The organism is Saccharopolyspora sp. NPDC047091 (assembly GCF_040643635.1).
Lineage (GTDB): Bacteria > Actinomycetota > Actinomycetes > Mycobacteriales > Pseudonocardiaceae > Saccharopolyspora_C.
In genome coordinates this window covers 1-12668 of the sequence record NZ_JBEYUS010000048.1, presented here as the reverse complement: position 1 = coordinate 12668, position 12668 = coordinate 1, and the positions used below count along the sequence as shown (strand labels likewise).

At 72.3% G+C, this 12668-nt stretch carries 14 protein-coding genes; 11 read left to right on the top strand and 3 right to left on the bottom strand.

The genetic code is table 11. The features are described from left to right. The first annotated feature begins 155 nt into the window (after positions 1-155). The 3 genes from ABZ805_RS19890 to prcA all read left to right on the top strand — a co-directional run bounded on the left by ABZ805_RS19890 (position 156) and on the right by prcA (position 2209). Complete coding sequence (locus ABZ805_RS19890) at positions 156-347, top strand: ubiquitin-like protein Pup (protein ID WP_184478281.1); 192 nt, start codon at positions 156-158, stop codon at positions 345-347. Positions 348-521: 174 nt separating this feature from the next. Next, positions 522-1370 (top strand): proteasome subunit beta, encoded by an 849-nt coding sequence (gene prcB, locus ABZ805_RS19885; protein WP_358442207.1) that lies wholly within the window; start codon positions 522-524, stop codon positions 1368-1370. A gap of 74 nt (positions 1371-1444) precedes the next feature. Then, positions 1445-2209 (top strand): proteasome subunit alpha, encoded by a 765-nt coding sequence (gene prcA, locus ABZ805_RS19880; RefSeq protein ID WP_358442205.1) that lies wholly within the window; start codon positions 1445-1447, stop codon positions 2207-2209. A gap of 5 nt (positions 2210-2214) precedes the next feature. On the opposite strand, the gene ABZ805_RS19875 is transcribed toward prcA, so the two are convergent. Continuing rightward, positions 2215-3258 carry a zinc-binding dehydrogenase gene (locus ABZ805_RS19875; RefSeq protein ID WP_358442203.1) on the bottom strand — a complete coding sequence of 348 codons (1044 nt, stop codon included), beginning with the start codon at positions 3256-3258 and terminating at the stop codon, positions 2215-2217. A gap of 75 nt (positions 3259-3333) precedes the next feature. Here ABZ805_RS19875 and ABZ805_RS19870 point away from each other — a divergent pair, with 75 nt between their 5' ends. Then, a complete protein-coding gene (locus ABZ805_RS19870; protein ID WP_358442299.1) occupies positions 3334-3915 on the top strand; it encodes a TetR/AcrR family transcriptional regulator in 582 nt (193 codons plus the stop codon). A 248-nt stretch (positions 3916-4163) separates the two neighbouring features. On the opposite strand, the gene ABZ805_RS19865 is transcribed toward ABZ805_RS19870, so the two are convergent. After that, a complete protein-coding gene (locus tag ABZ805_RS19865) occupies positions 4164-5648 on the bottom strand; it encodes a phosphatase PAP2 family protein (protein ID WP_358442200.1) in 1485 nt (494 codons plus the stop codon). 67 nt (positions 5649-5715) lie between these two features. On the opposite strand from ABZ805_RS19865, the gene pafA reads away from it, so the two are divergent. Beyond that, entirely contained in the window at positions 5716-7074 is a 1359-nt protein-coding gene (gene pafA / locus ABZ805_RS19860) for a Pup--protein ligase (RefSeq protein ID WP_224960113.1), read from the top strand. Positions 7075-7188: 114 nt separating this feature from the next. Further along, a complete protein-coding gene (locus ABZ805_RS19855; protein WP_358442197.1) occupies positions 7189-7587 on the top strand; it encodes a VOC family protein in 399 nt (132 codons plus the stop codon). Between the two features lie 84 nt (positions 7588-7671). On the opposite strand, the gene ABZ805_RS19850 is transcribed toward ABZ805_RS19855, so the two are convergent. Further along, entirely contained in the window at positions 7672-8415 is a 744-nt protein-coding gene (locus ABZ805_RS19850) for an SDR family NAD(P)-dependent oxidoreductase (protein ID WP_358442194.1), read from the bottom strand. A gap of 200 nt (positions 8416-8615) precedes the next feature. On the opposite strand from ABZ805_RS19850, the gene ABZ805_RS19845 reads away from it, so the two are divergent. The 5 genes from ABZ805_RS19845 to tatC all read left to right on the top strand — a co-directional run bounded on the left by ABZ805_RS19845 (position 8616) and on the right by tatC (position 12530). Beyond that, on the top strand, positions 8616-9623 hold the full coding sequence (locus ABZ805_RS19845; protein WP_358442192.1) for a WYL domain-containing protein: 1008 nt from the start codon (positions 8616-8618) through the stop codon (positions 9621-9623). After that, positions 9620-10594, top strand: a complete 975-nt coding sequence (locus tag ABZ805_RS19840; RefSeq protein ID WP_358442189.1) for a YafY family protein — start codon at positions 9620-9622, stop codon at positions 10592-10594. The genes ABZ805_RS19845 and ABZ805_RS19840 overlap by 4 nt, the downstream gene beginning before the upstream one ends. Before the next feature lie 408 nt (positions 10595-11002). Then, positions 11003-11209, top strand: coding sequence for a bacteriophage holin (locus ABZ805_RS19835; protein WP_358442187.1), 207 nt, complete (start codon positions 11003-11005; stop codon positions 11207-11209). A gap of 70 nt (positions 11210-11279) precedes the next feature. Further along, positions 11280-11552 carry a Sec-independent protein translocase subunit TatA gene (gene tatA, locus ABZ805_RS19830; protein WP_358442184.1) on the top strand — a complete coding sequence of 91 codons (273 nt, stop codon included), beginning with the start codon at positions 11280-11282 and terminating at the stop codon, positions 11550-11552. Positions 11553-11654: 102 nt separating this feature from the next. After that, a complete protein-coding gene (gene tatC, locus ABZ805_RS19825) occupies positions 11655-12530 on the top strand; it encodes a twin-arginine translocase subunit TatC (protein ID WP_358442181.1) in 876 nt (291 codons plus the stop codon). Positions 12531-12668: the final 138 nt, after the last annotated feature.

Here is a 12668-nt window from a genome sequence, read left to right as displayed (position 1 = left end):
AACACCCGGTCCGCCCGCCGCGAAAGATCGCAAGAATGCCCGCTCGGATGTGGGCGAACAGGGGTTCCGCTAGGTACTGTTCCTCACAGGATGCCCTTTGTTCGACGACCGTTCGACCAGCCCGGCATCCGACGGACAAGCACCGGGAGGGCGAGATGTCCCAGGAAAAGGTCCAGCGGCCCGACGGCGGCGACGGCGACGAGGAATCGGGTCCCGAAGCAGCCGGCCAGGAACGTCGCGAGAAGCTCGGCGAAGACGTCGACGCCATCCTGGACGAGATCGACGACGTCCTCGAGGAGAACGCCGAGGACTTCGTCCGCGCCTACGTCCAGAAGGGCGGCCAGTAGGCACCGACACCGCGCGGCCGCCGGGACCCTCGCCCGGCGGCCCTCCGCCACGCGGACGGCCGTGATCTTCGCCGTCGCGGGCGATCTTGATTAGAGTTGCGGTACGGCCCAGATCAACCGGCCTCGCCGTCGCGGCGGCGGGGCAGTCCTTCGAAGCAGGAGACGATGTCGCCGATGGAATCCAGCGCGGCTCGGAACTTTCCGGGTCAGGCCCTGCCCGCTGCCTACCTCACCTCCGGATCCTCATCGTTCACCGACTTCCTCCAGGTCACCGCGCCCGAGCTGCTGCCGGGCAACCGGGACGTCCCGCAGGGCGTCGTCGAGGCGCCGCACGGCACCACCATCGTCGCGCTGACCTTCCGCGGCGGCGTGCTGCTGGCCGGTGACCGCCGCGCCACCATGGGCAACCTCATCGCCCAGCGGGACATGGACAAGCTCTACGTCACCGACTCCTACTCCGCGGTGGGAATCGCGGGTACCGCGGGCATCGCGCTGGAGATGGTGCGGCTGTACGCGATCGAGCTGGAGCACTACGAGAAGCTCGAAGGCGTGCCGCTGTCCCTGGACGGCAAGGCGAACAAGCTCGCCACCATGCTGCGCGGCAACCTGCAGGGCGCGATGGCGGGTCTGGCGGTGCTCCCGCTGTTCGCCGGGTTCGACACCGCGGCCGAGGATCCGGACCGGGCGGGCCGGATCATCTCCTACGACATCACCGGCGGGCGCTACGCCGAATCCGGTGGCTACCACGCGGTCGGCTCCGGTTCGGTGTTCGCGAAGTCGGCGCTGAAGAAGCGGCACGACCCGGACGCCGACGTGGACTCGGCGGTGCGCAACGCGGTCGAATCCCTCTACGACGCCGCCGACGACGACACCGCCACCGGCGGCCCGGACGTGTCCCGGCGGATCTACCCGACCGTCGTGACCATCACGGCCGAGGAGGGTGCGGTCCGGCTCGACGAGCAGCAGTCCGCCGCCATCGCCGAAGAGGTCGTGCAGGGCAGGCGCGAGAACCCGGGCGGCTGACGCCGCATTCCCCCGACGATGCCGTTCCCCGCCGAGCGGGGCTGCCGAACGATTCGATCCAGGAGTGCACAGCCGTGACGATGCCGTTCTACACCTCCCCCGAACAGCTGATGCGGGAGCGTTCCGAGCTGGCCCGCAAGGGCATCGCCCGGGGACGCAGCGTGGTGGTGCTCAAGTACGCGGGAGGCGTGCTGTTCGTGGCGGAGAACCCCTCCACCACGCTGCACAAGGTCTCCGAGATCTACGACCGGCTCGGCTTCGCCGCGGTCGGCCGCTACAGCGAGTTCGAGAGCCTGCGGGTGGCGGGGGTGCGCATCGCGGACTTCCGCGGCTATTCCTACGACCGGCGGGACGTCACCGGGCGGTCGCTGGCCAACACCTACGCCCAGCACCTGGGCGCGATCTTCACCGAGCAGATCAAGCCGTTCGAGGTGGAGATCTGCGTCGCCGAGGTCGGGCAGACCGCCGAGACCGACCAGCTCTACCGGCTCACCTACGACGGTTCGATCGTGGACGAGCCGCAGTTCGTGGTGATGGGCGGGCAGGCCGACACGATCAACTCGGCGATGAAGGATTCGTTCGAGGACGGCATGGAGCTGGGCCCGGCGGTGGAGCTGTCGGTGCAGGCGCTCGCGGCCAGCGGGGAGAGCACCCGCGAGCTCGGCGCCAAGCAGCTGGAGGTCGCCGTGCTGGAGCGGTCCCGGCCGCACCGCACGTTCCGGCGCATCGCGGGCGCGGCGCTGGAAGCACTGCTGCCGAAGCCCGCCGCCGAGTCCGAGAGCTCCGAGGAGTCCGCGGACTCCGGCGACGGCGGGAACGGCTCCGCGAACGGGAAGTAGCCCGCTCAGCGGTCGACCAGCACGAGCTTGCCGACGTGCCGCCGCGAGGCCAGCTCGGCCTGCGCCCGGTGCACGTCGGCGAGCTCGTACGTCCCGGCGATGACCGGGCGGACCGCGCCGTCGCGGGCGATCTCGGCGAGCTGCCGGAAGTGCGCCGGGGTGTGCATGCTCGATCCGACGAGCGCGATGTTGTGCAGGTACAGCCGGCGCACGTCGAGCTCCACCAGCGGGCCGGCGAGCGCCCCCGCCACGACCCACCGGCCGCCGTCGCGCACCGCGGACAGGCCGTCCGGGATGTTCTGACCCGCGGCTACGTCGAGGACCACGTCGACCCGGCCCGCTCCGACGGCGTCCCAGGGCCGTTCGGCGCGGTCGACGACCTCGGTGGCGCCCGCCGCGCGTACCGCGGCGAGCTTGCCCGCGCTGCTGATCGCGAGCACCTCCGCGCCACGGGCCGCGGCCAGCTGCACCAGCGCCAGCCCCACCCCGCCGGAAGCCCCGGTCACCGCGACGGTGTGCCCGTCGCGCACGTCGCCGCGTTCGAGCATGCCCAGCGCGGTGCCGTAGGCGGTGGGGAAGCAGGCGAGCTCGGCGTCGTCCAGCGGTGATCCGCTCATGTCGTGCGCCCGGTCGGCGCGCGCGGTGACGTACCGGGCGTAGCCGCCGTCGCGTTCGCTGCCGAGCAGCCCCACCGGGTTCGCGTCCTCGCCTTCGCCGTCGTAGATCGCGGGGTCGAGCAGCACGCGGGTGCCGCGCAGAGCCGGATCGGCGCCGGGACCGACGTCGACGACGGTGCCCGCGACGTCCGCGCCCTGGATGCGGGGGAAGTCGACGGGGCCGCGCCAGCCCGCGCGGGCGTCGGGGTCTCCGGGCCTGCCGTAGGCGCCTTCGCGGGTCCACAGGTCGGTGTTGTTCAGCGCGGCCGCGCCCACCCGGACCAGGACTTCGCCGGGGGCGGGCGTCGGCACCGGGACGTCGGCGAGCTGCAGGACCTCGGGTCCGCCGTGGCCGGTGAGGCGGGCTGCGGGCATGGTGCCGGGAACGGTCATCGGGGGCCTCCGCACGCTAGTACACTGATCTGTGAAGTCGGCCGCGAGCGTAAGGTATACCGATCGGTGAACACAATGCCGCTGGATCCGCAGACCCTCACCCCCGGCGCGCGGCGCATCCTCGACGCGGCGGCCGCCCTGTTCTACGAGCTCGGCATCACCGCCGTCGGCGTGGACCTGATCGCCGAGCGCTCCGGGGTGACCAAGCGGACCCTCTACGACCGGTTCGGTTCCAAGGACGTCCTGGTCGCCACCTACCTCGCCGAACGCGACCAGCGGTGGCGCGCCGAGGTCACCGCCGCCCTGGAGCGCCCGGGGCTGTCCGCGCTGGACCGGGTGACCGCGCCGTTCGACGCGCTCGCCGCGTGGACGGCGCAGCACTCGCGGGGCTGCGCCTTCATCAACGCGCTCGCCGAGCTGCCCGACGGCGGGCACCCGGCCCGCGAGGTCGCCGCGGACGAGAAGCGGTGGCTGCTGGCGCTGTTCGAGCGGCTGGCGGCCGAGGCGGGCCTCGCCGACGCCGCGCCGCTCGCCGGCGAACTGCTGTGCCTGCACGAAGGGGCGCTCGTGGTGGGCTCGGTCCTGCCCGGCGACGCCATCGGCGACGCGGGACGAGCGGCCCGCGCGCTCATCGCGGCCAGGGCGTGGTCGGGCTGACCGGGTCGGGCTCGGTTCCGGTCCAGCTCGTGTCGGGCTCGGTTCCCGTGTCGGGTCGGGGTCGTTTTCGGTGGAGCTGGTGGGTGGTCGGACTCGTGCCGGGGCGGGCCGGTGGCCGATCGGGCTCTCGCCGGGTCGGACTCGTGCCGGGGCGGGCCGGTGGCCGATCGGGCTCTCGCCGGGTCGGGCTCCTGCCGGGGCGAGCCGGTGGGTGATCGGGCTCGTGCCGGTGCCCGATCAGGCCCGCGCTAGTCGAGCTCGCGCCGGTACACGCTCAGCATCTGGTCGTGCGCGGTGAACGCGAACCGGTTGCCCGGCGTCCCGATCTCCCCGTCGGTGGCCACCGCCACCGCGGGACCCCGCACCACCACGTCCAGGAACCGGTGCTCCTGCTCCACGTAGGTGCGGCTGCGGTGCAGCGCACCGGTCATCGCCGCCAGCACGAACCGCGGCCGGGACCAGCGGACGTCGGCGCGCACGTAGCGGACGTCGAGCCGCCCGTTGTCCAGGCGTGGCCGCCACGAGGGCGCGAACCCGCGCGGCGCGTACGAACCGTTGCCCGCGAACAGGATCCAGACCTGCCGCCGCACGCCGTTGAGCTCCACGTCCAGCGGGCTCGACTCGTAGAGCACCCGAGCCAGCGCCAACGCACCCGCGGGCCACTTGCCCCAGCGCCCGGCCCACTGCTCGCGGAACCGCACCAGGTCCGGGTAGCCGCCGATGCTGGCGGTGTTGAGGAACCAGCGCGTCGGCCGGGCGTCGACGGTCACCCCGCCCAGGTCGACGCGCACCGCCGTGCCCTGCTCCACCGCGTCGGCCACCGAATCGGAGTCGGACACCCCGGCGTCCCTGGCGAAGTGGTTCAACGTGCCCGCCGAGAGCACCGCGAGCGGAATGCCCCTGGTGGTGGCGAGGGCCGCGACCGCGGCCACCGTGCCGTCGCCGCCCGCGACGCCCAGCGCGCGGATGGTGCCGCCCTCCTGGTCCAGCCGGTCGGCGAGGTCCGCGACCACGTCGCGACCCGGCTCCGCGAGCACCACCTTCGCCGCGGGCCAGCGGGTGCTCACCCACTGCTCCGGGTCGAAGGTGCCGTCCCCGGAACCGGGGTTGACCAGCACCAGCACGCCTTCGCCGTCGTGTAACGCGGGCACGTCCGCCGGGTGGCGGACCGCGGCGGGCTCGTCCGGGCGGACCGGCCACCAGCGCCGCGTCGCCCACGCCAGGCCCGCGCCGATCGCGGCGCCGCACACCACGTCGCTGGGCCAGTGCACCCCGGTGTGCACCCGGGAGTAGCCGACGGCCGCGGCGAGCGGGGCCACGGCCAGCCCGAGCGCGGGCGATTCCATCCCCACCGCGGTGGCGAACGCGGCCGCGGAGGCGGCGTGCCCGGACGGGAACGACGAGGAGCTCGGCGGATCGCTGAGCCTGCGGTGCCGCGGCACCAGCCGCGCGGCCGGCCGTCGGCGCGGGAACAGCGGCTTGCCCAGCAGGTTCGTCGCCGCGCTGGACGCCGCGATCGCCGCGAGACCGCGCAGGGCGGCCCGCCGCGGCGTCCCCTTGCGAACGGCCAGCCCGGCGGCGACCGAGAGCCACAGCGCGCTGTGGTTGGCCGCCGTGCTCAGGGCTTTCAACCCCGGATCGGCGGCGGTGCGGGGGAGGGCGGCACTGCGCCGGGCCAGGTCGCGGTCCACCGCGTCCACCTTGCGGGTGATCTTGGGAAGCCACGTCTGCACGTCCCGCACGCTACCGATGCCCGAACGGCGGACCGCCGACGGCCGTCGCAGCGCCTACTGTGGAGACATGCAGCGGCGGATCTTCGGCATCGAAACCGAGTTCGGGGTCACCTGCACGTTCCACGGGCAGCGGCGGCTCTCCCCGGACGAGGTGGCCAGGTACCTGTTCCGGCGGGTCGTGTCGTGGGGACGTTCCTCGAACGTGTTCCTGCGCAACGGCGCCCGCCTCTACCTCGACGTCGGCTCGCACCCGGAGTACGCGACCGCCGAGTGCGACGACCTGACCCAGCTGGTCACCCACGACAAGGCGGGCGAGCGGATCCTGGAGGACCTGCTCGTCGACGCCGAACGCCGCTTGGCCGACGAGGGCATCGGCGGGGACATCTTCCTGTTCAAGAACAACACCGACTCGGCGGGCAACTCCTACGGCTGCCACGAGAACTACCTGGTCGGGCGGTCCGGCGAGTTCTCCCGGATCGCCGACGTGCTGCTGCCGTTCCTGGTGACCCGGCAGCTGATCTGCGGGGCGGGCAAGGTGCTGCAGACCCCGCGCGGCGCGGTGTACTGCCTCTCGCAGCGCGCCGAGCACATCTGGGAGGGCGTCTCCTCCGCCACCACCCGGTCCAGACCGATCATCAACACGCGGGACGAGCCGCACGCGGACGCCGAGCGCTACCGCAGGCTGCACGTGATCGTGGGCGACTCGAACATGTCCGAGGTGACCACGCTGCTCAAGGTGGGTACCGCGCACCTGGTGCTGGAGATGATCGAGAGCGGCGTGCAGTTCCGGGACTTCAGCCTGGACAACCCGATCCGCGCGATCCGCGAGATCAGCCACGACCTCACCGGCAGGCGGACGGTCCGGCTGGCAGGCGGGCGGGAGGCCTCGGCGCTGGACATCCAGCGCGAGTACCACAGCCGGGCGGTGGACCACGTGGCGCGCCGCGGCTCCGACCCGATGTCCGAGCGGATCCTGGACCTGTGGGGCCGGGCGCTGGACGCGGTGGAATCGCAGGACTACTCGTCGATCGACCGCGAGGTGGACTGGGCGATCAAGCTGCGGCTGCTGGAGCGCTACCGCAGCAAGCACGGGCTGGAGCTGTCCAGCCCCCGCATCGCGCAGCTCGACCTCGCCTACCACGACATCCGGCGCGGCCGGGGCCTGTTCGACATGCTGCAGCGCAAGGACCTGGTCGACCGCGCCACCGAGGACGGGGAGATCGAGGCCGCGAAGGACACCCCGCCGCAGAGCACGCGGGCGAAGCTGCGCGGGGACTTCATCGCCGCCGCGCAGGCCGCCGGGCGCGACTTCACCGTCGACTGGGTGCACCTGAAGCTGAACGACCAGGCGCAGCGCACCGTGCTGTGCAAGGACCCGTTCCGCGCGGTGGACGAGCGGGTGGAGCGGCTGATCGGGTCGTTGTAGCGGGTCGTCGCGGCGGGGGCCACACGATGCGGTGAAGCGGCACCCGAGATCGCCTATTCGAACACGGGTTCGGATAAGGTGATCTCAGTGTCGCCTCACCGGAAGGATCCCGCCATGATCACTCAGCCGAAGTTCGCGGTGCTCCACGTCGCCGACCAGGAGCGGGCGCTGGAGTTCTTCGCCGAGACCCTCGGGTTCGAGGTGCTCACCGATGCGCCGTACGGCGACGGTGACCGGTGGCTCGAGGTGCGGCCACCAGGGGCGCGGACGTACCTGGTGCTCGCCGCCGGAGATCCGGAGCTCGTCGCTCGCATCCGGGAGCAGCGCGGGCCGATGAGCACGGTGTGGTTCGACGCCGACGACCTCGACGCGACCTTCGCGGAGCTCAGCGCGAAGGGCGTGCCGTTCCCGGTCGAGCCGCAGGCCGCGCCGTGGGACCCCGGTGGGACGACGCGGTGGGCGCAGTTCGCCGATCCGGAGGGGAACCTGTACGGGGTCAGCGCCCAGGACTAGCGCGCGAGCGGTGGTGGCGACCGGTGCCTGAACCGGTGTCCGAGTCGATGGGTGAGTCGGTGCGCGTGCTCGGCGCGGCGCCGGTCAGCGCAGCGGGTGCTGGCCGGTGGGGCGGATGAGCAGTTCGTTGACGTCCACGGTGGCGGGCTGGTTCAGCGCGTAGAGCGCCGCCTCGGCGATGTCGGTGGCGTGCAGCTTGGGGCGGTCGGCCTGCTCCGGGGTGTTCATCCCGGTCTCCACCAGGCCGGGCTGCAGCAGCGTGACGCGCACGCCGGTGCCGACGCACTCCGCGCGGATGTTCTGCGCCATGCCGGTCACCGCCCACTTGGTGGCGGAGTAGAGGTTCCCGGGCCGGATGCCGCGCCCCGCCGCGGATCCGGTCAGCAGCAGGTGTCCGCGGGTGCGCACCAGCGCCGGGAGCGTCGCGCGGGCGGTGAGCGCCGTGCCGTGGACGTTGGTGAGCACCATGTCCCGCCAGTCCGCGGGATCCGCGCCGTCGGTGCCGAGGAACGAGGTGGCGACGCTGCGGCCCGCGTTGGCGAACGCCGCGTCGAGCCTGCCGAAGTGCTGCTCGACCTGCGTCACGGCGTCGCTGAGCTCGGTCCAGTCGGTGACGTCGCAGGGCACGGCCAGTGCGCGGGGTTCTCCGGTGCGCCCCGCATCGGCGTCCAGCTCGCGGACCAGCTCGGCGAGCGAGTCCGCGGAGCGGGAGAGCAGGGCGAGCCGGTAGCCGGCGCGGGCCGCGGCTCGTGCGGTGGCGGCGCCGATCCCGCGGGAGGCGCCGGTGATGAGCAGGACCGGGTCGGACGTGTCCGCAGGCGCTGGCATGACCGCAGTCTAGGAGCGGAGGAGGTGTGATGAACGACTTCACGGCCACGACACCTTCAGTGTCGAATGAAATCAATGCGGCGGCGGTGCGGCGCGCGTGGCGGGCGAAAGGGCACGTCCACCGCGGCCGAGGACGCGGCCCGCCAGGGATCCGCGTGCCCGAAAGACCTGATCAACTGCGATGGAGCTAGAGTTTCAAAGTGGCCACTGCGCGTGCTGAACGCTTGGTGAACCTGGTGCTGTGCCTGCTCTCGACACGCCAGTACCTGACGGCGGAGCGAATCAGGGGGATTGTTCCGGGTTACACCGACGCGCCCAATGACGAGGCGTTCTTCCGGACCTTCGAGCGCGACAAGTCCGAACTGCGGGACCTGGGTGTGCCGTTGGAGACCGGCCGGAACTCGGCGTTCGACGCCGCCGACGGCTACCGGATCGCCCGGCGGGACTACGAACTCGGCGACATCGGGCTCGAACCGGACGAGGCGGCGGCCGTGGCGCTGGCGCTGCGGCTGTGGGATTCGCCGGAGCTCACCGGCGCGGCCCGGGGCGCGCTGCTGAAGCTGCGGGCCGCAGGGGTGGACGTCGACGACCGGGCCGCGGGCACCATCGAACCGAAGGTCCGCACCAGCGAGCCCGCGTTCCCCGCGCTGCTCGCCGCCGTGCAGGCCGGCCGGGTGGTCACCTTCGACTACCGGCGGCCCAACGAGGCGCTGGCGCAGCTGCGCACCGTGGAACCGTGGGGCGTGGTGGCCTGGCGGGGGCGCTGGTACCTGGTCGGGCACGACCGGGACCGGCGGGCGCCGCGCTGCTTCCGGCTGTCCCGCGTGCAGGGCGACCCGAAGGCGCAGGGCCGGGCGGGCGCGGTGAGCAGGCCGCCGGACGTCGACCTGCTGTCGATGGTGGCCGGGGAGCAGCGGGACGCGCCGCCGAGCACGCCGGTGCGGCTGTGGGTCGTGCCGGGGCGCGCGCAGGGCCTGCGCCGCCAGGCATCGGTGGTGGACTCGATGCGGCTGGACGGCATCGAGGGCGACGTGCTGGAGCTGGACCTGTCGTACCCGGACTTCGCGGCCTCCTGGATCGCGGGCTACGGGCCGGACGTGGTGGTGCTGGAGCCGGACGTGCTGCGGAAATCGGTGCACGAAGCGCACCTGGGTGCCGCGGCCGCGGCTGCGGCCGGAAGCGACGAAGCAGGGGAGGTGCGCCGATGACGGCCGGGGCGACGCAGCGGTTGCCGCGACTGCTGGCACTGGTGCCGTACCTGCTGAGCAGGCCGGGCATCCCGGTCGCCGATGCGGCCGCCGACTTCGGGGTCGGGGAGCAGCAGCTGCGGCGGGACCTGGAGCTGCTGTGGATGTGCGGTCTGCCGGGGTACGGGCCGGGCGACCTGATCGACCTGTCCTTCGAAGGCGAGACGATCACCGTCACCTACGACGCGGGGATGCGCCGCCCGCTGCAGATGACGGCCTCGGAAGCGACCTCGCTGCTGGTGGCGTTGCGCGCGCTCGCCGACACCCCGGGCATCGCCGACACCGAGGCGGTGCAGCGGGCGCTGTCGAAGGTCGAGGAGGCCGTCGGCCAAGCCGGTCCGACCGGGGTCGTGGTCGGGCTGTCCGGCCGGGAAGGCCCCATCGCGCCCGGGGTGCAGGACGCCGTGCAGCGTGCCGTGACCGAACACCGCGCGCTGCGGATGCGGTACTACACCGCGTCCCGGGACGAGATCAGCGAACGCACCGTGGACCCGATGCGGCTGGTGATCGTCGACGGCCGCAGCTACTTGGAAGCCTGGTGCCGCTCGGCGGTGGCGGTCCGCCGCTTCCGGCTGGACCGCATCGACGCCGCCGAGGTGCTCGACGAGCCGGCCCGGCCGCCGTGGGACGCCGAACCCACCGACTTCTCCGCCGGGCTGTTCCGCCCGATGCCGGACCAGCCGAGCGCGCTGCTGGAGCTGGACCCGGACGCCCGCTGGGTCAGCGAGTACTACCCGGTGGACGAGCTCACCGAGCTGTCGGAAGGCCGGATCCGCGTGCGGATGCGGTACTCGGACCGCTCGTGGATGGTGCGGCTCGTGCTGGGGCTCGGCGGTCAGGGACGCGTGGTCGAGCCGCGCGACCTCGCCGAGGACGTGCGCAAGCGCGCCGAGGAGGCGCTCGCACGGGTGCGGCACCTGTCCGCGCACTGACCGCAGCGGCCCGGCCGGTACCCGGCCTCGCTTCCGGCGAGCATCCGCTCGTCGCCGTCGCCGTCGCCGTCGCCGTCGCCGTCGCCGTCGGTGTCCGGCTCCGTGGTCGGTGGGCTCCTGCACGTCGCGGTCGGTGGACGGCGTGGTGCCGCGCGGGTTCCGGTCCGGGCTTCGGGCGGCGTCGCTCGGCGATCTCCGGTTCGGGCTTCGGGCGGGTGCGTCGTGGGGCGGGTCCCGCTCCTCGTGGGCCGTGCCTGGGGCGGCCCCGCCGGTCGTCCGGGGGCGCCGGATGCGCTTCCGGGCCGCGCCGGGTTCGTCGCGAGGCCGGCGCCGGGCTCGGCGGAACGACCACCGCTCGCCCGGCCACGCCGCTGCGGGGGCGGCCGTCCCGCGCGCTACGGTGATCCGGTGCCGTACGTGTGGAGTCTTGTGCTGTTCGTGGTGGGAGTGCTGCTCCTGCTCGCCTTGCTGATCAGGTTCTTCGTGCTGCTCCGGAGGGTGCGCGCGGTGCAACGCGAAGTGACGGAGGACGTGGCGAACCGGTCGGGTCTGCTGAAAGCACGAGTCGCGGGGCTCCAGGTGGTGCTCGCAGAGCGGCGTAAAGGTGCCACGTGACGGCCTATGAGAGCGTCATCCGCCCGCGTACCATTGCGGTCGCAGGAAGCCCCGAGAAAGGTGTGCACTGATGGGTTTGCCAGGTGGGTGGGAACTCGTACTCATCGTCGCTGTGCTGGTGTTGCTGTTCGGTGCCACCAAGCTGCCGCAGATGGCGCGTTCGCTCGGCCAGTCCGCGCGCGTGTTCAAGGCCGAAGCGCGCGGCATGAAGGAAGACGAAGCCGCTGCCAAGCGCGACAAGGAGGCCTCCTCCGAACCGCAGCAGCTCACCACCGGTGAGCCGAGCGCGCCGGTGACCGCGACCAACGCGGAAGAGGCGCCGCGCAAAGAGAACAAGAACTGATCGGAGACGGAACGCACGGTGAGTTCAAACCCGTTGCGCCGTTTGAACCCGTGGCGCAGTGACCGCCGCCGTTGGGGGCGCAGGCACAACCCCGACGGCACCATGACCCTCATCGATCACCTCTACGAATTGAGGTATCGACTCGGTTGGGCGGCATTCGGCATTCTGGTCGGCGCGATCCTCGGCTTCATCTGGTTCTCGCACGAGATCTTCGGCCTGCCGAAGCTCAGCGATATCTTGATCCACCCGTATTGCCAGTTGCCGGCAGACGTGCGCTTCAGCCCGAACGGCGAGTGCCAGCTGTTGCAGACGAAGGCGTTCGAAGTCTTCATGCTGCAGTTGAAGGTCGGCATCGCGGTGGGCTCGTTGCTGTTCAGCCCGCTGTGGCTGTACCAGGTGTGGGCGTTCATCACGCCGGGCCTGCACGCGAACGAGCGGAAGTTCGCCCGCACGTTCGTGAGCATCGCGAGCCTGCTGTTCGTCGCGGGCGGGGTGCTGGCCTACTTCGTGGTCCCCGAGGGCCTGGCCTTCATGACCGGCTTCGGCGGCGGCGCGTTCTTCACCGCGCTGACCGGTGGCGAGTACATCAACTTCGTGCTGCTGATGCTGCTGATGTTCGGCATCAGCTTCGAGATGCCGCTGGTGCTGGTGATGCTGAACCGGGCCGGCGTGGTCAGCTACGCGAAGCTGAAGAGCTGGTGGCGGGGCATCGTGTTCGGCCTGTTCGTGCTGGCCGCCGTCGCCACCCCGGGGCAGGACCCGTTCTCGATGCTGGCGCTGGCCGCGTGCCTGGTGGTGCTGTTCGTGATCGCCTTGGTGATCTGCCGGGCGCAGGACCGCTCGAAGGCGCGGAAGCTCGCCGGGCAGGGCATGGAGGGCGTCGGGCTCGACGAGGCCTCGAAGATCGATCATCAGCCGTCGAAGCTGGACACCACCGCGTCGCAAGCGCCGGTCGGCAGCAACGACGACGCCACGTAGCACGGCGGACGACATTCCGGTGCTCTTCGTCGGCGCGCCTCCCGCGGCGCTGCGGGATTCGGGCCTGGAGTCGGTGGACGACGAGCTGCTGGGCAACGTGCTGGGCCCCGGCGGGAATCCGGCCCGGGTGGCGGCGTT